At 42.5% G+C, this 19,079-nt stretch carries 18 protein-coding genes and 2 other annotated features; all 18 genes read left to right on the top strand.

Annotated elements, in window-relative coordinates; all coding sequences use genetic code 11:
- Nucleotide 1 precedes the first annotated feature (1 nt).
- On the top strand, nucleotides 2-481 hold the full coding sequence (gene ispF / locus CSV69_RS06380) for a 2-C-methyl-D-erythritol 2,4-cyclodiphosphate synthase (RefSeq protein ID WP_085427482.1): 480 nt from the start codon (nucleotides 2-4) through the stop codon (nucleotides 479-481).
- Between the two features lie 83 nt (nucleotides 482-564).
- The gene (gltX, locus tag CSV69_RS06375; RefSeq protein WP_099624839.1) at nucleotides 565-2,025 is read left to right on the top strand and encodes a glutamate--tRNA ligase; all 1,461 of its coding nucleotides are present in this window, start codon (nucleotides 565-567) and stop codon (nucleotides 2,023-2,025) included.
- Nucleotides 2,026-2,082: 57 nt separating this feature from the next.
- Nucleotides 2,083-2,297 (top strand) — a binding site (T-box leader).
- 93 nt (nucleotides 2,298-2,390) lie between these two features.
- Nucleotides 2,391-3,065, top strand: a complete 675-nt coding sequence (gene cysE, locus CSV69_RS06370) for a serine O-acetyltransferase (RefSeq protein WP_099692969.1) — start codon at nucleotides 2,391-2,393, stop codon at nucleotides 3,063-3,065.
- A complete protein-coding gene (gene cysS / locus CSV69_RS06365; protein ID WP_099692968.1) occupies nucleotides 3,046-4,446 on the top strand; it encodes a cysteine--tRNA ligase in 1,401 nt (466 codons plus the stop codon). Before cysE ends, cysS begins: the two co-directional genes overlap by 20 nt.
- A gap of 4 nt (nucleotides 4,447-4,450) precedes the next feature.
- Complete coding sequence (locus CSV69_RS06360; protein WP_269466770.1) at nucleotides 4,451-4,870, top strand: Mini-ribonuclease 3; 420 nt, start codon at nucleotides 4,451-4,453, stop codon at nucleotides 4,868-4,870.
- Nucleotides 4,867-5,625 carry a 23S rRNA (guanosine(2251)-2'-O)-methyltransferase RlmB gene (gene rlmB, locus CSV69_RS06355; RefSeq protein ID WP_099692967.1) on the top strand — a complete coding sequence of 253 codons (759 nt, stop codon included), beginning with the start codon at nucleotides 4,867-4,869 and terminating at the stop codon, nucleotides 5,623-5,625. The genes CSV69_RS06360 and rlmB overlap by 4 nt, the downstream gene beginning before the upstream one ends.
- Nucleotides 5,622-6,137, top strand: coding sequence for an NYN domain-containing protein (locus CSV69_RS06350; RefSeq protein ID WP_085427477.1), 516 nt, complete (start codon nucleotides 5,622-5,624; stop codon nucleotides 6,135-6,137). Before rlmB ends, CSV69_RS06350 begins: the two co-directional genes overlap by 4 nt.
- A gap of 82 nt (nucleotides 6,138-6,219) precedes the next feature.
- Complete coding sequence (gene sigH / locus CSV69_RS06345; protein WP_085427476.1) at nucleotides 6,220-6,858, top strand: RNA polymerase sporulation sigma factor SigH; 639 nt, start codon at nucleotides 6,220-6,222, stop codon at nucleotides 6,856-6,858.
- A gap of 81 nt (nucleotides 6,859-6,939) precedes the next feature.
- Nucleotides 6,940-7,089, top strand: a complete 150-nt coding sequence (rpmG, locus tag CSV69_RS06340) for a 50S ribosomal protein L33 (RefSeq protein WP_085427475.1) — start codon at nucleotides 6,940-6,942, stop codon at nucleotides 7,087-7,089.
- Nucleotides 7,090-7,145: 56 nt separating this feature from the next.
- A complete protein-coding gene (gene secE, locus CSV69_RS06335) occupies nucleotides 7,146-7,331 on the top strand; it encodes a preprotein translocase subunit SecE (protein ID WP_085427474.1) in 186 nt (61 codons plus the stop codon).
- A gap of 107 nt (nucleotides 7,332-7,438) precedes the next feature.
- The gene (gene nusG / locus CSV69_RS06330) at nucleotides 7,439-7,975 is read left to right on the top strand and encodes a transcription termination/antitermination protein NusG (protein WP_085429027.1); all 537 of its coding nucleotides are present in this window, start codon (nucleotides 7,439-7,441) and stop codon (nucleotides 7,973-7,975) included.
- 170 nt (nucleotides 7,976-8,145) lie between these two features.
- Nucleotides 8,146-8,571, top strand: coding sequence for a 50S ribosomal protein L11 (gene rplK / locus CSV69_RS06325; RefSeq protein WP_029053289.1), 426 nt, complete (start codon nucleotides 8,146-8,148; stop codon nucleotides 8,569-8,571).
- Between the two features lie 120 nt (nucleotides 8,572-8,691).
- Nucleotides 8,692-9,393, top strand: coding sequence for a 50S ribosomal protein L1 (gene rplA / locus CSV69_RS06320; protein WP_099692966.1), 702 nt, complete (start codon nucleotides 8,692-8,694; stop codon nucleotides 9,391-9,393).
- A 40-nt stretch (nucleotides 9,394-9,433) separates the two neighbouring features.
- Nucleotides 9,434-9,572, top strand: a sequence feature (ribosomal protein L10 leader region).
- Between the two features lie 30 nt (nucleotides 9,573-9,602).
- Nucleotides 9,603-10,103 carry a 50S ribosomal protein L10 gene (rplJ, locus tag CSV69_RS06315; protein WP_085427472.1) on the top strand — a complete coding sequence of 167 codons (501 nt, stop codon included), beginning with the start codon at nucleotides 9,603-9,605 and terminating at the stop codon, nucleotides 10,101-10,103.
- A gap of 67 nt (nucleotides 10,104-10,170) precedes the next feature.
- Nucleotides 10,171-10,530, top strand: a complete 360-nt coding sequence (gene rplL, locus CSV69_RS06310) for a 50S ribosomal protein L7/L12 (RefSeq protein ID WP_085427471.1) — start codon at nucleotides 10,171-10,173, stop codon at nucleotides 10,528-10,530.
- Nucleotides 10,531-10,617: 87 nt separating this feature from the next.
- Entirely contained in the window at nucleotides 10,618-11,238 is a 621-nt protein-coding gene (locus CSV69_RS06305) for a class I SAM-dependent methyltransferase (protein ID WP_099692965.1), read from the top strand.
- A 201-nt stretch (nucleotides 11,239-11,439) separates the two neighbouring features.
- Complete coding sequence (gene rpoB, locus CSV69_RS06300; protein ID WP_198166246.1) at nucleotides 11,440-14,985, top strand: DNA-directed RNA polymerase subunit beta; 3,546 nt, start codon at nucleotides 11,440-11,442, stop codon at nucleotides 14,983-14,985.
- Nucleotides 14,986-15,406: 421 nt separating this feature from the next.
- A complete protein-coding gene (gene rpoC / locus CSV69_RS06295; RefSeq protein WP_099692964.1) occupies nucleotides 15,407-19,000 on the top strand; it encodes a DNA-directed RNA polymerase subunit beta' in 3,594 nt (1,197 codons plus the stop codon).
- Nucleotides 19,001-19,079 lie beyond the last annotated feature (79 nt).

The following is a 19,079-nucleotide window of genomic DNA, read 5'->3' as shown; positions in this document are numbered from 1 at the left end:
CATGTTTCGAATCGGACAAGGTTTTGATGTACATGCATTTGAAGAAGGTAGACCACTCATTATCGGCGGTATCACGATTCCGCACACAAAAGGATTGATCGGTCACTCTGATGCGGATGTGTTATTACACACAGTAACAGACGCTGCACTTGGTGCGATAGGTAAAGTGGATATTGGCACACATTTCCCAGATACGGATGATGCGTTCAAAGACGCTGACTCTGCTATTTTATTGGAGAAAGTATGGACGATGGTAAAAGAAGAAGGCTATCGTTTAGGGAATATTGATTGTACGATTATTGCACAACGTCCGAAAATGGCGCCATATATCGGAGACATTCGTGAGCGCGTAGCAGAACTGCTTGAAGCAGATCTATCCCAAGTGAATGTGAAAGCTACAACTACGGAACGTCTGGGCTTCCCTGGACGTGAAGAAGGAATCGCAGCGATGGCAACGATTTTACTGATGAAAAACCAGTAACTTTCAAAACATCTTCTAGAGTGTTAAAATAGATAGGAAATTATATAAGAACGTAATCAATTCGAAACGGAGAGGTAAATATTATGACACAAGAAGTACGTGTGCGTTATGCACCGAGTCCAACAGGCCAACTACATATTGGTGGAGCGCGGACCGCGTTATTTAACTATTTATTCGCTCGTCACTATGACGGGAAATTCATTGTTCGTATTGAAGACACGGATACAGCACGAAATATTGAAAGTGGTGAACTATCACAACTTGAAAACTTAACGTGGCTCGGTATCCATCATGACGAATCAATTGATATTGGCGGAGAATACGGACCGTATCGTCAAATGGAACGTCTGGATTTATATAAGAAGTATGCAGATGAAATGCTTGAAAATGGACATGCTTATAAATGTTTCTGTACTCCTGAAGAGCTAGAAGCAAAGCGTGACGCACAGAAAGAAGCGGGAATCGCAGCGCCTATGTATGATGGAACTTGCCGCCATTTGACAGCGGAACAAGTTGCAGAAAATGAAGAGGCAGGAAAATCTTACAACATCCGTATGCGTGTTCCTGCAGACGTTACGTATACAATCGATGACCTTGTGCGCGGTGAAGTCACATTTGAATCAAAAGACATCGGTGACTGGGTAATGGTGAAGACGAATGGTATTCCTACGTATAACTTTGCGGTAGTAGTGGACGATCATTTGATGAAAATCTCACATGTTTTCCGTGGAGAAGAGCATTTGACGAATACACCGAAGCAACTAATGGTATTTGACGTATTCGGTTGGGACCACCCACGATTCGGTCATATGACGCTAATTGTCAACGAAGAACGAAAGAAGCTTTCAAAACGCGATGAATCCATCATTCAATTCATTACACAATATAAAGATTTAGGTTATTTGCCGGAAGCGATGTTTAATTTCTTCGCATTGCTTGGTTGGTCGCCTGTCGGAGAAGAGGAGATCTTCTCACATGACGAACTGGTTGAGCAATTTGATGAGTCGCGTTTGTCCAAATCACCATCGATGTTCGATACGGATAAGCTAACGTGGATGAATAATCAATATATTAAAAAACTCTCTTTAGAAGAAGTAATTGAATTAACATTACCTCATCTACAAGCTGCAGGATTGGTTTCAGAAAATATGTCAGCTGAAGAACAAGTTTGGGTACACGATTTAATCGCGCTATACCAAGGTCAATTGAGCTTCGGTGCTGAAATCGTTGAGCTATCTGCCCAGTTCTTCCATGACACAGTGGAATATGATGAAACAGCATCAGAAATTTTGGCAGGTGAACAAGTGCCAGAAGTAATGACGTCACTTAAGAAGCAACTTGAAGAACTAGAAACTTTCGATGCACCGTCGATTAAAGCAGCGATTAAGGCTGTGCAAAAGGAAACAGGACATAAAGGCAAAAATTTGTTCATGCCTGTGCGTGTAGTAGCAACGGGTGAGACATCAGGGCCTGAATTGCCGGACGCAATTGCGTTGATTGGGAAAGAAAAAATTATTCAACGCGTTGGAAAATTCGCAAAATAATCAATATTGACATTTCGGTGATATTCTGTAAAATGAACCTAATATGAAATCGTCATATGAAAAGCGTTGAGAAGGAAAGTAGATAATGAATGCTCTCTAGAGAAGGTCATCTAGGCTGGAAATGACCTGAGTTGTTCACTATCGAAATGCACCTTTGAGCGATGAGCCGAAACTTTTAGTAGGCCATACGTATAGTCTGCGTTAAAGACATTAAGCGGGGAACAAGTATGTTCTCAAGCGGAGTGGAACCACGCAATTAATGCGTCTCTGTCATCATGAGTGACGGGGGCGCTTTTTTTCATCTCAAGAAATTACTGTGAACTAGGAAACACGACCAGATATAAGAAGAAAAAGGGGGAAGTTCATTGTTCAAACGTATGAAAGAGGATATTCGCTGTATTTTCGATCAAGACCCAGCGGCCCGCAGTACAATTGAAGTAGTTTTAACATATTCGGGGTTGCATGCCATTTGGATGCACCGTGTTGCACATGCATTTTACAAGCGTAATCTTCGGTTTTTGGCTCGTGTAGTTTCACAAGTCAGTAGATTTTTCACGGGTATCGAGATCCATCCAGGAGCAGTGATCGGTAGACGTCTATTCATTGACCATGGGATGGGTGTAGTCATAGGGGAAACATGTGAGATTGGTGATGACGTGACGCTGTATCAAGGGGTTACATTGGGTGGAACGGGAAAAGAAGGCGGAAAGCGACATCCGACACTTCATGATAACGTGCTGGTCGCGTCGGGCGCTAAAGTCCTGGGCTCCATAACGGTTGGTGAGAACAGTAAAGTAGGAGCGGGTTCGGTTATCTTAAAAGAAGTGCCGCCCAATTCCACGGTGGTTGGGATACCTGGAAAAATCGTTATTTCAAATGGAGTACGTGTAAAAAGTAAGCTGGATCATTCTACACAAGACCCAATTGAGGATGAAATCAAACGATTAGAAAAGCAAATTCAAGAGTTGAAACTGCGTACTGAGCAGCTGGAAACTGTGAATGAAGAAAAGGGAGATTTACATGAGCATTCAACTTTATAATACATTAACAAGGAAAAAAGAAAAGTTTGTTCCGATAGAAGAGGGAAAGGTCAAAATGTATGTCTGTGGACCAACCGTCTATAACTATATTCATATTGGAAACGCGCGTCCTGTAATTGCATTTGATACGGTTCGGCGCTATCTAGAATATCGCGGCTATGAAGTGAATTACGTTTCAAACTTCACGGACGTAGACGATAAGATCATTAAAGCAGCCAATGAATTAAATGAAGAAGTTGGAGATTTAACCGAGCGTTTTATCGCAGCGTATCATGAAGATGTAAGTGCTCTTGGCTGTGAGGAAGCGACAGCACATCCGCGTGTAACTGAGCATATTGATGATATTGTGGAATTTATTCAAGTCCTAATCGATAAGGGGTTCGCTTATGAATCTCGTGGTGATGTCTACTTCCATACGCGTAAATTCGAAGGGTACGGGAAGCTTTCTCACCAGTCTATCGATGAATTAAAAGTCGGTGCACGGGTGGAAGAAAATACGATCAAAACAGATCCGCTTGACTTTGCACTTTGGAAATCAGCTAAAGATGGCGAGATTTCGTGGGATAGTCCGTGGGGGAAAGGTCGTCCGGGCTGGCATATCGAATGTTCGGTTATGGCTAAAGAACTTCTTGGTGACACAATTGATATTCATGCAGGAGGGCAAGACTTAGCGTTCCCGCATCATGAAAATGAAATTGCACAGTCCGAAGCAGCTACAGGAAAAACCTTCGCTAACTACTGGATGCACAATGGTTATATTAATATCGATAACGAAAAGATGTCGAAATCACTAGGTAACTTTATTTTGGTGCATGATATCCGTAAGCAAGTCGATCCGAAAGTACTTCGTTTCTTCATGCTATCCGTGCATTATCGTCACCCGGTTAACTTTGCACAGGAACTTGTGGAGAGTGCAGAAAATGGATTGGAACGTATCCGCACAGCATATAGCAACTTGCAACACCGACTGTCGATCTCGGCAGATCTGGCTGAAGACTCTGAGCTTTGGTTAAATAAAATCAACGAACAAATCAAAGCATTTGAAACGGCAATGGATGACGATTTCAATACAGCCAATGCGATAGCATCAATTTTTGAACTATCTAAGCAGGCTAACGTCTATTTGCTAGAGAAAAACACAGATCGTCGCGTGCTTCAACAATTTATTGATACATTGGATAAATTAATGGATGTACTTGGTTTACCGTTTGAAAACGAAGGTGAATTAGTGGATGTCGAAGTGGATGCGTTGATTCAGGAACGTCTGGATGCGCGGAAGAATCGTGATTTTGCACGTTCGGATGAAATTAGAGATCAACTAAAAGAACAAGGTATTTTATTGGAAGATACAGCGCAAGGTACTCGCTGGAAAAGAGGGTAAAGACGTGGGGGATTTACGTGATATAGACGTCAAACAACTCAATGCACTTGCGCTTGCTTATATGGGTGACGCGGTATACGAAACGGCGGTCAGAGAGCATTTACTGCGTATGGGGCGCGTGAAACCACAGATTTTGCATAAGGAGGCTACACGCTTTGTCTCTGCGAAAGCGCAAGCGCGTATTATCCTGACGATGAGAGATCAGCAAATTCTGACAGAGGAAGAGTTGGCAGTAATGCGCCGCGGTCGCAATGCCAAAGCGGGATCAGTCCCTAAAAACACTGATGTTACTACGTATAATTATAGCTCGGCATTCGAAGCGGTTCTCGGGTATGTCCATTTACTCGGTCGGCAAGAGCGTCTGGCTGAACTAATAGAGACGGCGATTCGATTAGTGGAGCATCCTGAGGAGGAAAAAGTATGACAGAGCTAGAAGTTGAACTGATTGGCGGAAGAAATCCTGTAGTGGAAGCACTGCGTTCCGGCAGACAACTGAATAAAATTTGGGTGGCAGAAGGCGTTAACAAGAAAAGTATCGGTGAAATTATGAAGCTTGCTAAAGATGCAGGGGTAGTTGTACAAACGGCACCGAAGCAGAAACTTGATGGTATGACGGATTTGAGTCATCAAGGAATTCTTGCGTCGGTTGCCGCTTATGATTATGCGGAGTTAGAAGATTTATTTGCTATTGCTAAAGAGCGACAAGAGGATCCGTTCTTCATCATCTTGGATGAATTAGAAGATCCGCATAACTTAGGTTCTATTTTACGAACAGCGGATGCCTCTGGAGTTCATGGTATCATTATTCCAAAAAGACGTGCGGTTGGTTTAACTGGTGTGGTGGCCAAGGCATCAACAGGTGCGATTGAGCACATACCTGTTGTTCGAGTAAATAACTTGTCTCAAACTGTGGACGGGCTAAAGAAACAAGGGGTATGGATTGCAGGAACAGATGCATCCAACTCTACAGATTATCGCCATATGGATGCTACATTACCTTTAGCAGTCATTATAGGTAGCGAAGGAAAAGGAATGTCCCGCATATTGCGCGAAAGATGCGATTTTCTCTATAGTTTGCCTATGGTAGGTAAAGTTACGTCTTTAAATGCTTCAGTAGCGGCAGCGTTGTTGATGTATGAAGTTTTACGAAAGCGTCAATCCGCCCAGGCTACGTCATGAAGAAAGACGTGCTACTCGTTGATGGTTACAACATCATCGGTGCGTGGCCCGAACTACAGCAATTGAAGCAAGAAGATTTTGCGCAAGCGCGTGATCGACTCATTGAGCGGATGGCGGAATTCCAGGCGAATAAAGGATGGCGCGTTATCGTAGTATTTGATGCTCATCTAGTACCGGGTATCGAGAAACGTAAAAAACAATATCGAGTCGAAGTGGTCTTTACAAGAGAAAACGAAACAGCTGATGAACGCATTGAAAAACTGGTGTCCGAATTAACCGATCGATTAACACAAATCCATGTGGCCACTTCCGATCTTGTAGAGCAATGGGTAGTATTTGCTCAGGGTGCGCTTCGCATCTCCGCACGAGAGCTGGAAATCGCCATGAAAGAAGTGGATCGCGTGATTGCGTTAAGATTAAAGGATTCATTAGAACGACGGCCTATCTCAAAGATTCCATTAACGGATGAAGTAGCGGCAGAGTTCGAGAAAATGAGACGTGGCGGAAAATGAGTGGTTGACGTGAAAAATTACCGCGTCTATACTGACTTATAAAACCAATTAGTACTCTGGGGTGGAGAGGTTGGTGCGGAACATGAAAAATATGAAAAGTAAAAATGAATTTACTAAGCTTTCTGATGAAGAAATGGTGGAGTTGATACATCTAGGGAATTCAGATGTATTGGATTTTTTGATAACCAAGTTTCAGCCAATAGTCCGTATGAAAGCTAGAACATATTTCATTATTGGTGGAGATCGTGAAGACATCGTGCAAGAGGGAATGATTGGTCTATATAAAGCGATTCGTGATTTTCGTCCCGATAGATTAAGTTCTTTTAAAGTCTTTGCTGAGCTGTGTATAACGCGGCAAATTATTACGGCGATCAAAACTGCTACACGCCAAAAGCATATTCCGCTCAATACGTCCGTTTCGCTGGACAAGCCTATGTATGATGAGGATCAGGAGCGAACGCTTTTGGATATCATATCAGGCTCTACGTTAGACGATCCTGAAGACTTGATGATTCACAAAGAGAACTTCTCGTTTATGGAAGAAGAAATGAATAAAGTGCTGAGTGGATTGGAAAAAGAGGTGCTCACACTGTACTTAGAAGGTCAGTCCTATCGTGAGATTTCCGAGGTGTTGAATCGACAAGTGAAGTCGATAGATAATGCCTTACAACGCATCAAACGTAAACTAGAACACTCAATGGCGATGGATCTGGTGCGTTAAATATATCGAAAGTAAATTGACATGTGATGGGTTAGATGGTACTCTTTATCAAGACTATTGTCTTGAATTAGGTGAAGCAAAATGGCAAAAAAAATAACTTTAAGCTGTGAGATATGTGGTTCGCGAAACTATTCCTTACCCGCTGGCAACAACAGCCAAGAGGCAAGAATGAGTATAAAAAAGTTTTGCAGTCATTGCAATGCGCATACATTGCATAAGCAAACCATTTGACCAGTTACATAGAGTTCGAGTAAGAGCGCTATGTCATTCGGAAGGGTTGGAGAAGAATGGGCAAGATTACCGATTTTTTGAAAAAAGTCGTTTCGGAAATGCGGAAAGTCAGCTGGCCGAAACGTAAAGAATTAACGAAGTATACTGTAGTCGTTATTTCTACAGTCATTTTTATGGCTGTTTATTTCTTCGTGGTGGATATAGGTATCTCCGGAGTTATGAAATGGTATACTAATCTGTAATAAATAAAGTATGAATAGCGTGAAAATATCCCGTTTTGATGAATGAACGGGTTTTTTCAGCTTTAATTTAAGGGAGGGACGGACGCGCAGTCCTCAATGTCATGGAAATGGATAAAAATTGGTATGTTGTGCATACGTACTCAGGATATGAGAACAAAGTAAAGGCCAATCTTGAAAAACGTGTCGAGACAATGGGCATGTCGGATAAGATATTCCGTGTCGTTATTCCGGAAGAAGAAGAGACGGATATTAAAGATGGTAAAAAGAAAACAGTTATGCGTAAAACGTTCCCTGGATATGTCTTGGTTGAATTGATCATGACGGATGATTCTTGGTATGTTGTTCGTAATACACCAGGTGTTACTGGATTTATCGGCTCTTCAGGTGGCGGAGCGAAGCCTACTCCGTTGTTGCCGGAAGAAGTAGAATTCATCCTAAAACAAATGGGTGTGAAAGAACAACGCATAGATATTGACTTTGGTGTGGGTGAAAGTGTGACGGTACTTGAAGGGCCGTTTGCTCACTTTGAAGGTAAGGTAGAAGAGATTGAAATGGATAAAGGTAAAGTCATCGTAACTGTCGACATGTTCGGTCGTGAAACGAAGATGGAACTTTCATTCGAACAAGTAGAAAAAATGGAGTGATGGAAAATATGGTTTTCCCTCTTGCAAAATCTGTGTAATGGTGGTATCATTTCAAAGGTCAGACTTAGTCTGTACGGATTAACCAATTCTACCGACATCGTCGGCAGGCACATATTTGAGTGGGAGGGGCAACCCAATTACCACATCACGGACTTAAGGAGGTGTGTCTCGTGGCTAAAAAAGTTACTAAAGTAGTGAAATTGCAAATTCCAGCTGGTAAAGCAAATCCAGCACCACCAGTAGGGCCGGCATTAGGTCAAGCAGGTGTTAACATTATGGGATTCTGTAAAGAATTTAACGCTCGTACAGCAGATCAAGCTGGTCTAATTATTCCAGTAGAAATCTCAGTATTCGAGGACCGTTCATTTACATTCATCACAAAAACTCCGCCGGCAGCAGTATTGCTGAAGGTTGCAGCAAACGTTCAAAAGGGTTCAGGTGAGCCTAATAAAAACAAAGTTGCTACAGTTAAGCGTGATAAAGTTAGAGAAATCGCAGAACAAAAGATGCCAGACTTAAACGCGGCGTCAGTTGAAGCGGCGATGGCAATGGTCGAAGGTACTGCTCGCAGTATGGGATTCAAAATCGAAGACTGATAGTAGTTCTTCACGATAAAGCAACGGTTTGAAGGTGGAGGCTGCGGTCGATTGTGATTCGCAGCCTTCATTAAGTGGGAGGTTTAATCCGTTAAAACCACAAATGAGGAGGAAATTCTGATGGCTAAAAGAGGTAAAAAATTCGTAGATGCAGCGAAGCTTGTAGATCGTACTGCTACATACACTGCGAAAGAAGCAATTGAACTTGCTAAAAATACAAGTACTACTAATTTTGATGCAACTGTTGAAGTGGCTTTCCGTCTTGGTATTGATACTCGTAAAAACGATCAGCAAATCCGTGGGGCAGTTGTACTTCCAAACGGTACTGGTAAAACTCAACGCGTATTAGTATTCGCTAAAGGTGAAAAAGTTAAAGAAGCAGAAGCTGCAGGCGCAGACTATGTAGGCGATGCAGAACTTATTGCTAAAATTCAACAAGGTTGGTTCGATTTCGACGTAATCGTTGCTACACCTGACATGATGGGCGAAGTTGGTAAGATTGGTCGCGTACTTGGACCAAAAGGTCTTATGCCAAACCCGAAAACTGGTACAGTAACATTTGACGTAACGAAAGCTATTGAAGAAATCAAAGCGGGTAAAGTTGAATACCGTGCGGACAAAGCTGGAATTATCCATGCGCCAATCGGAAAAGCATCTTTCGATAACGAGAAGTTGGAAGAAAACTTCTTGACGATCTTTGAAACTATTCAAAAAGCTAAACCAGCTTCATCAAAAGGAACATTCATGAAATCAGTAAACGTTACGACAACTATGGGTCCTGCTGTTAAAGTAGATCCGTCAAGCGTTACTGTTAAAAAATAATTGACAAGCACAAAGTGATCTGCTAAGATTACGCTTGTTATGATGATAACCATTTGTACCGAAGACAGCAGGTGTGGCTTGCCACTTAATGCTCCTGCCGAGGACAAGACGCTCTTTTTAAAAGATGACGACTTTTCTGCCCTCATGTCTTAGACATTGAGGGCTTTTTATATCGGTATAAGTGACCCTAATTACCAGGAGGTGTCAACATGAGCAAAATTTTAGAAGCTAAACAAGCAGTCGTATCAGAAGTCGCTGAGAAATTACAAGCAGCAGCATCTGTAGTAGTTGTCGATTACCGTGGTCTTACGGTTGCGCAAGTTACAGAATTGCGTAAACAATTACGTGAAGCAGGCATCGAGTTCAAAGTTTATAAAAACTCTATGGTGCGTCGTGCGACAGTAGTTGCAGGATTAGAAAGTCTGAACGAAAACCTTACAGGTCCAAACGCTATCGCTTTCTCTACAGAAGACGTAGTAGCGCCAGCTAAAATCTTGAATGATTTCGCTAAAAAGAATGAAAAGCTTGAAATTAAAGCAGGTGTGATCGAAGGAAACGTCGCAACTGCTGAAGATGTGAAAGCATTGGCTACTCTACCTTCTCGCGATGGTCTATTGTCTATGCTACTCAGCGTTCTTCAAGCGCCAGTACGAAACTTTGCACTTGCTACAAAAGCAGTTGCAGAACAAAAAGAAGAGCAAGGTGCTTAATTTCGCATTTTGACTATGACCGGAACAAACTAGCCGGTTAAATACAACTTTCCAGGAGGAACTTAAAATGACTAACGCACAAATTTTAGACGCAATCAAAGAAATGACAGTTCTTGAACTAAACGACCTTGTTAAAGCAATCGAAGAAGAATTCGGCGTAACAGCAGCAGCACCAGTTGCAGCAGCTGGAGCAGTTGCAGAAGCAGCTGAAGAGCAAACTGAATTCGACGTAATCCTTGCATCAGCTGGAGATCAGAAGATCAAAGTTATCAAAGCTGTTCGTGAAATCACTGGTCTTGGCTTGAAAGAAGCTAAAGCTCTTGTAGACGAAGCTCCTAAAGCAGTTAAAGAAGCAGCAACTAAAGAAGAAGCAGAAGAAATGAAAGCTAAACTTGAAGAAGTTGGCGCATCTGTAGAAGTTAAGTAATTTCTACATCCCTGAGAAAAGCCCGTCTATTTGACGGGCTTTTTTCTTCATATACAGATAGTATAACTCTACGCAGGAGGTGTATGTATGGGAGACCATTATTACTCGAAAAATCCCCAAGTTTCAAGTGCGCCCAAGCTGTGGAAAGCCGAGATTCGTAACAAAGTCTTTTCATTTACAACGGATGCCGGTGTATTCAGCAAAGGGAGTATAGATGAAGGGTCAAAATTGCTGGCTGAAACGTTTAAAGAACCATCCATTGGGGGAGACTTGTTGGAAATAGGTTGCGGCTATGGACCGATTGCGTTGTCTATCGCGTCGGATTTTCCTGAGAGACTGATCCATATGGTGGATGTGAATGAACGGGCATTAGCTCTTTCGAAAACGAACGCTCAACAGAATCAAATTTCAAATATAAAAGTTTACGAAAGTAGCGGCGTTGATCAAGTTGTATCAAATGACTTCGCTGCAATTATAACCAATCCACCTATTAGGGCAGGGAAACAAACAGTCTTTTCTTTCTATGATGGAGCTTATGAGAAATTAGCTACAGGCGGAGAGTTATGGGTTGTCATTCAAAAGAAACAAGGGGCTCCGTCTACGATGGATTACTTGAAGAACTTGTTTGGTAATGTAGAAACGGTTGCCAAGAAAAAGGGCTATTTTATTTTAGTATCAAAAAAGATTGACAGGATGAATATCTTGTAGTAGCATTATTAAATGCATAAATATTTATATTGCAGCTGTATGCCCTTTTGTGTGATGTAGTAGAGGAAAAGGTATATTGATGTTTGGATAAAGATTGTGAAATCGAAAATGAGCTCTCGTCGGAACTCGTTTTCTTTTTGTTTTTTCGAAGTCACAGCGGAATTTCTGATTTTGCAAAAACTAATATTGTCTTAATGAGGGGTGAATGAGTTGACAGGTCATTTAGTTCAGTATGGTCAACATCGTCAGCGTAGAAGTTTCGCGCGAATCAAAGAAGTACTCGATCTGCCGAATTTGATTGAAATTCAAACGGCGTCTTATGAGTGGTTCTTGGAAGAAGGGTTACGTGAAATGTTCCGGGATATTTCTCCTATCCAGGATTTCACAGGTAACTTGTCCTTGGAATTTATTGATTACAAACTGGGTGAACCAAAATATCCAGTAGACGAATCAAAAGAACGCGATGTGACATATGCGGCACCACTTCGTGTAAAAGTACGTCTTCATAACCAAGAAACAGGCGACGTGAAGGAACAGGACGTTTTCATGGGAGATTTCCCACTCATGACAGAAAACGGAACATTCATTATTAATGGAGCGGAGCGTGTTATCGTTTCTCAGCTCGTTCGTTCACCGAGTGTTTACTATAATGATAAGACGGATAAAAATGGTAAGCGTGGATTTGGCGCTACCGTTATTCCGAACCGTGGAGCATGGCTTGAATATGAAACAGATGCAAAAGACGTAGTGCATGTCCGTATCGACCGCACTCGTAAATTGCCAATCACTGTTTTATTGCGTGCACTAGGATTCTCTACTGACCAAGAAATTATCGACCTAATCGGTGATAATGAATATTTACGGAATTCATTAGAGAAAGATAACACTGAAACCTCGGAAAAAGCAATGCTTGAAATCTATGAGCGACTTCGCCCGGGTGAACCACCAACACTTGATAGCGCAAGAAGTCTTTTGTATTCACGCTTCTTCGATCCGAAACGCTATGATTTAGCGAATGTTGGTCGTTATAAAATGAATAAAAAGCTTCACTTGCAAAATCGTTTGTTCAACCAAACAGCTGCTGAAACACTCGTTGATCCGGAAACTGGAGAAATATTAGTGGAAAAAGATCAGCTAATCGACCGTCGTACATTGGACAAATTACTACCATTCTTATCTCAAGGTATAAATACTGAGTCGATTGAACATGTAGGATCTGTTTTGGAAGAACCAATGGTTATCCAGACACTGAAGATCTACGCGCCTAAAAGTGAAGAAAAACAAGTGATCAATGTCATTTCCAATGCTGAAGTAGACGAGTCTATTAAAAATATTACTCCAGCGGATATTGTAGCTTCTATCAGTTATTTCTTTAACTTATTACATGGTGTAGGAAATACGGATGATATTGACCATCTTGGTAACCGTCGTTTACGTTCTGTTGGTGAATTACTTCAAAACCAATTCCGTATCGGTCTTTCTCGTATGGAGCGTGTGGTTAAAGAAAGAATGTCCATCAATGACACTCAATCTATCGTACCTCAACAACTGATCAATATCCGTCCGGTTATTGCATCTATTAAAGAGTTTTTCGGTAGCTCTCAGCTATCTCAGTTCATGGACCAAACAAATCCATTGGCTGAATTGACGCATAAGCGTCGTCTTTCTGCACTGGGACCTGGTGGTTTAACACGTGAGCGCGCAGGGATGGAAGTTCGTGACGTTCACTACTCTCACTATGGTCGTATGTGTCCAATTGAAACGCCGGAGGGTCCGAACATTGGACTGATCAACTCATTATCTACATTCGCGAAAGTGAATCGATTCGGCTTTATTGAAACCCCTTATCGTAAAGTAGATCCTGAAACAGGTCGCGTTACATCTCAAATCGATTATCTGACAGCAGATATTGAAGATAACTATGTAGTAGCGCAAGCAAATGCACTACTTGAAGAAGACGGTTCATTTACTAATGAAGGTGTCGTAGGTCGTTTCCAAGGGGATAACACTGTATTCCGCCGCGAGCAAATGGACTACATGGACGTTTCACCTAAGCAAGTTGTATCTGCAGCTACTGCATGTATTCCGTTCTTAGAAAATGATGACTCCAACCGTGCGTTGATGGGTGCGAACATGCAACGTCAAGCGGTTCCTTTATTAAATCCTGAAGCACCGTTTGTTGGTACAGGTATGGAGCATATTTCTGCACGCGATTCAGGTGCGGCGGTTGTTTCTAAACACCACGGTATCATCGAGCACGTAGAAGCAAAGGAAATTCGTATTCGTCGTATTGAAGAAGTGGGCGGTAAAGAAGTCAAGGGTGACCTTGTAGTTTGTCGTCTATCTAAATTCATTCGTTCGAACCAAGGGACTTGCTATAACCAACGTCCGATTGTAAAAGTCGGCGACCGTGTAAAGCCGCTTGATATTCTTGCGGATGGCCCATCTATGGAACAAGGTGAACTTGCGCTTGGACGTAACGTTCTAACAGCATTCATGACATGGGATGGTTATAACTACGAGGATGCGATCATCATGAGTGAGCGTCTGGTAAAAGACGATGTATTCACATCTGTTCATATTGAAGAATATGAATCAGAAGCACGTGATACGAAGCTTGGACCAGAAGAAATCACGCGTGATATTCCAAACGTCGGAGAAGATGCATTGCGCAACTTGGACGACAGAGGAATTATCCGTATTGGTGCAGAAGTTCGTGATGGCGATATCCTAGTCGGTAAGGTAACACCTAAGGGAGTTACGGAATTGACTGCGGAAGAACGTCTTCTACACGCAATCTTTGGAGAGAAAGCACGCGAAGTACGTGATACTTCATTACGTGTACCTCACGGAGCAGGCGGAATCGTATTAGATGTTAAAGTCTTTAACCGCGAAGATGGCGATGAACTATCTCCTGGAGTTAACCAGTTAGTTCGCGTGTATATTGTACAGAAGCGTAAAATCTCTGTTGGAGATAAGATGGCAGGACGTCATGGTAACAAGGGTGTTATTTCCCGTATTTTACCTGAGTCGGAAATGCCGTTTCTTCCAGATGGTACGCCAATCGATGTCATGTTGAACCCACTTGGTGTTCCATCACGTATGAATATTGGACAGGTTCTTGAGATGCATCTTGGTATGGCCGCACGTAGTCTAGGTATTCACACAGCCTCTCCTGTATTTGATGGTGCAAACGAGGAAGATGTTTGGACTACAATGGAAGAAGCGGGTATGAACCGTGACGGGAAAACCATGCTATACGATGGTCGTTCAGGTGAACCGTTTGATAACCGCGTATCAGTTGGTGTTATGTACTTGATCAAACTAGCCCACATGGTAGATGACAAGTTGCACGCACGCTCAACTGGACCGTACTCACTTGTTACGCAGCAACCACTTGGCGGTAAAGCCCAGTTCGGTGGGCAGCGTTTCGGGGAAATGGAAGTATGGGCACTAGAAGCATATGGTGCCGCTTATACATTGCAAGAAATCTTAACAGTCAAATCCGATGACGTCGTAGGTCGTGTGAAAACATACGAAGCGATTGTTAAAGGTGATAGCGTACCTCAACCAGGAGTGCCAGAATCATTTAAAGTACTAATCAAAGAACTTCAGAGTTTAGGGTTAGACGTAAAAATGTTGACGGAAGACTTTGAGGAAATTGAGCTTCGTGATCTTGACGATGAAGAAGACTTGCAACCAACTGATGCATTGAACTTGATGAAAGAAGATCAGCCAATCGCCTAAACAAAAGCGAAAAGCGCCGTTTAGCCTCGACAGGCGTTGGAAGGGTAGCAGCGAAAGGGGTACTTTCCTTTCGAAGATATCCTGAAACGACCCAAGAGGCTGGCGCTTGCAGCTGGATGTCATTAAAAGCGGAAAGCGCCGTTTAGCCTCGACAGGCGTTGGAAGGGTAGCAGCGAAAGGGGTACTTTCCTTTCGAAGATATCCTGAAACGACCCGAGAGGCTGGCGCTTGCAGCTAGATGTCGTTAAAAGCGAAAAGCGATCTGAAAGATAAATAAAACAAACACAACCAAATAGAAGAGGGCTTCGAGCACCCTCTTCTATTCTATTCACTAAGAAGAACAACTTACGTGAATGCACTACTACAAGTTAAATTGCCTGATAAGCCATTATGGCGATTAGACTAAAGGGAGGTTGGCTCCTTGATCGATGTTAATAATTTTGAGTATATGAAAATCGGCCTTGCTTCACCGGACAAGATTCGTTCTTGGTCATATGGAGAAGTAAAAAAACCTGAAACTATCAACTACCGTACATTAAAGCCAGAGAAGGACGGATTATTCTGTGAAAGAATCTTCGGACCAACGAAAGACTGGGAATGTCACTGTGGAAAATACAAGCGGGTTCGCTATAAGGGCGTCGTTTGTGATCGTTGTGGCGTAGAAGTAACGCGTCAAAAAGTCCGTCGTGAACGTATGGGTCACATTGAGCTTGCAGCACCTGTCACACATATTTGGTATTTCAAAGGAATTCCTAGCCGTATGGGCTTGATCCTAGACATGACACCTCGTGCGTTGGAAGAGATTATCTACTTCGCGTCTTACGTAGTAGTCGAACCAGCTGATACACCGCTTGAGCGTAAGCAATTGCTTTCGGAGAAAGAATACCGTCTATACCGTGAAAAGTATGGTTCTAAATTCCAGGCAGCAATGGGAGCGGAAGCAATCGAGCAACTACTCCGTGCGATAGACCTGGATAAAGAAACGGATTCATTGAAGGAAGAATTAAAAACAGTACAAGGTCAACGTCGTACACGCGCAATCCGACGCCTAGAAGTTGTGGAGTCATTCCGTAACTCTGGAAATCGTCCGGAGTGGATGGTATTGGAAGTGCTTCCTGTTATCCCTCCTGAATTGCGTCCTATGGTACAGCTTGACGGCGGACGTTTTGCAACTTCTGACTTGAATGATTTGTATCGTAGGGTTATTAACCGGAACAATCGTCTAAAGCGACTATTGGATCTAGGGGCACCTGGTATTATCGTTCAGAACGAAAAACGTATGCTTCAAGAAGCGGTAGATGCACTTGTAGACAACGGCCGTCGCGGAAGACCTGTAACAGGTCCAGGTAACCGCCCGTTGAAATCTCTTTCTCATATGCTGAAAGGGAAGCAAGGACGTTTCCGTCAGAACTTACTTGGTAAACGTGTAGACTACTCTGGTCGTTCAGTTATCGTAGTAGGTCCTAGCTTGAAAATGTACCAATGTGGTCTACCTAAGGAAATGGCGATCGAGCTATTTAAGCCGTTCGTTATGAAAGAATTAGTGGAACGTAACTTGGCACATAATATTAAGAGTGCGAAACGGAAGATTGAACGTCTTCATTCCGAAGTATGGGATGTATTGGAAGACGTCATTAAAGAACATCCGGTACTTCTTAACCGAGCACCAACACTTCACCGTCTAGGAATCCAGGCATTCGAACCGATGTTGGTCGAAGGACGCGCTATTACATTGCATCCACTCGTTTGTACGGCGTATAACGCTGACTTCGATGGTGACCAAATGGCCGTTCACGTACCTTTATCTGCTGAAGCACAAGCTGAAGCGCGCTTACTGATGTTAGCTGCCCAAAACATTTTGAACCCGAAAGACGGAAAACCAGTTGTAACTCCTTCACAGGATATGGTTCTTGGAAACTACTACTTAACAGTCGAGCGTAAAAACGCAACTGGAGAAGGCTCTGTGTTTAGTGACCCGAATGAAGCGTTAATCGCGTACCAAACAGGACACGTTCACTTGCATTCTCGTATTGCAGTTCAAGCTGGAAGTATTAAGAATCCGACGTTTACGGATAAGCAAAACAGTCAGCTGTTGTTAACAACAGTAGGTAAAATTATTTTTAACGAGATCTTACCTGAAACGTTCCCGTACATTAACGAACCGACGAATCAGAACTTACAAGTTGAAACACCTGACAAGTACTTTATCGACGGCACAGTGAATGTTAAGGAACACTTGCAACAAGCAGAATTGATCACGCCATTCAAAAAAGCGATTCTTGGGGAAATCATCGCGGAGATCTTCCGTCGCTTCCACATTACAGAAACATCTAGAATGTTGGATAGAATGAAGAACCTAGGATTTAAATATTCTACTCGTGCAGGAATCACAATCGGTATTTCTGATATCGTAGTTTTGCCGAATAAAGCTGAAATCCTTCATGAGGCACAAGAAAAAGTAGACAAAGTTACTCAACAGTTCCGACGCGGTTTAATTACTGAAGAAGAACGATATGACCGTGTTATCTCTTATTGGAGTCATGCGAAAGATGTTATTCAGAATAAGCTGATGGATTCGTTAGATATCGAAAACCCAATCTTCATGATGAGTGACTCTGGAGCCCGTGGTAACGCATCAAACTTTACACAGCTTGCTGGTATGCGTGGACTGATGGCCAACCCGGCTGGACGGATTATCGAACTTCCGATCAAATCTTCATTCCGTGAAGGTCTGACAGTACTTGAATACTTTATCTCTACACACGGTGCGCGTAAAGGTCTTGCCGATACAGCACTGAAGACTGCCGATTCAGGTTACCTGACACGTCGTCTCGTAGACGTAGCGCAAGATGTTATCGTTCGTGAAGAAGATTGCGGAACAGACCGTGGTCTGGCAATCACTGCGTTAACTGAAGGAAATGAAATGATTGAAACATTGTTCGAGCGTATTGAAGGTCGTCACACGAAGAAGACCATCAAACATCCGGAAACGGGTGAAGTTATTCTTGCGAAAAACGGATTGATTACTGCAGATATAGCAAATACAGTAATTCAAGCGGGAATCGAAGAAGTAACGATTCGTTCGGCGTTTACGTGTAATACAAAACATGGTGTGTGTAAAAAATGTTATGGTATCAACTTAGCTACTGGAGAAACGGTAGAAGTAGGGGAAGCAGTGGGAATCATTGCGGCTCAATCTATCGGAGAACCAGGAACACAGTTAACGATGCGTACATTCCATACAGGTGGAGTAGCTGGAGACGATATTACACAAGGTCTTCCACGTATCCAGGAGATTTTCGAATCTCGTAATCCAAAAGGTGTCGCGGTTATTTCTGAAATAGCAGGTACTGTTATTGAAATTGATGAAGTCCGTGAAGGTTTGAAAGAGATCACTATTGAAGGTGAAGTTGAAACACGTAAATATCCTACATTGTACAACGCGCGTTTGAGCGTAGAAGTAGGAGATGTAGTTGAGCGTGGACAAACTATTACTGAAGGTTCTATTGATCCTAAACAATTAATCGTAGTAAAAGACGTTTCGACAGTACAAGAGTATCTGTTGAAAGAAGTTCAAAAAGTTTACCGTATGCAAGGTGTAGAAATTGGAGATAAGCACGTTGAAGTGATGGTTCGACAAATGCTTCGTAAAGTGCGTGTAATTGAAGCGGGAGATACTGATCTTCTTCCAGGTTCGTTACTTGATATTCACCAATTCTCTGAAGCTAATGCAAAAGTGTTGTTAGCAGGAAAAGTTCCAGCTACTTCACGTCCGGTAATTCTTGGTATTACAAAAGCTTCACTTGAGACAGAGTCCTTCTTGTCGGCCGCTTCGTTCCAGGAGACAACAAGAGTTCTTACTGATGCAGCCATTAAAGGTAAAACAGATGAGTTGCTAGGTCTGAAGGAAAACGTTATTATCGGGAAATTGGTCCCTGCAGGTACTGGAATGCAGAGATACCGCCAGATCAAAATGCAACATGATGAAGCAGAAGAAACAATTACAGCTGAATAAAAATAAACGGGACATCGTTCCCGTTTATTTTCTTAAATTTGTTGACAAGATGTTCTAGAGATGATAATATACAAAAGGT

Origin of the sequence: Sporosarcina sp. P26b (assembly GCF_002743245.1) — a bacterium.
Taxonomy (GTDB): domain Bacteria; phylum Bacillota; class Bacilli; order Bacillales_A; family Planococcaceae; genus Sporosarcina; species Sporosarcina ureae_C.
Note: the sequence above shows the minus strand (reverse complement) of the source record. Positions and strands in the feature narration are given on the sequence as shown.

Coding starts and splice junctions, on each gene's coding strand:
- sigH (WP_085427476.1), top strand. CDS start 6,220: ATGAAAAATATGAAAAGTAAAAATGAATTTACTAAGCTTTCTGATGAA.
- CSV69_RS06305 (WP_099692965.1), top strand. CDS start 10,618: ATGGGAGACCATTATTACTCGAAAAATCCCCAAGTTTCAAGTGCGCCC.
- secE (WP_085427474.1), top strand. CDS start 7,146: ATGGGCAAGATTACCGATTTTTTGAAAAAAGTCGTTTCGGAAATGCGG.
- rpmG (WP_085427475.1), top strand. CDS start 6,940: ATGGCAAAAAAAATAACTTTAAGCTGTGAGATATGTGGTTCGCGAAAC.
- rlmB (WP_099692967.1), top strand. CDS start 4,867: ATGACAGAGCTAGAAGTTGAACTGATTGGCGGAAGAAATCCTGTAGTG.
- rplL (WP_085427471.1), top strand. CDS start 10,171: ATGACTAACGCACAAATTTTAGACGCAATCAAAGAAATGACAGTTCTT.
- CSV69_RS06350 (WP_085427477.1), top strand. CDS start 5,622: ATGAAGAAAGACGTGCTACTCGTTGATGGTTACAACATCATCGGTGCG.
- gltX (WP_099624839.1), top strand. CDS start 565: ATGACACAAGAAGTACGTGTGCGTTATGCACCGAGTCCAACAGGCCAA.
- rplA (WP_099692966.1), top strand. CDS start 8,692: ATGGCTAAAAGAGGTAAAAAATTCGTAGATGCAGCGAAGCTTGTAGAT.
- ispF (WP_085427482.1), top strand. CDS start 2: ATGTTTCGAATCGGACAAGGTTTTGATGTACATGCATTTGAAGAAGGT.
- rplJ (WP_085427472.1), top strand. CDS start 9,603: ATGAGCAAAATTTTAGAAGCTAAACAAGCAGTCGTATCAGAAGTCGCT.
- cysS (WP_099692968.1), top strand. CDS start 3,046: ATGAGCATTCAACTTTATAATACATTAACAAGGAAAAAAGAAAAGTTT.
- nusG (WP_085429027.1), top strand. CDS start 7,439: ATGGATAAAAATTGGTATGTTGTGCATACGTACTCAGGATATGAGAAC.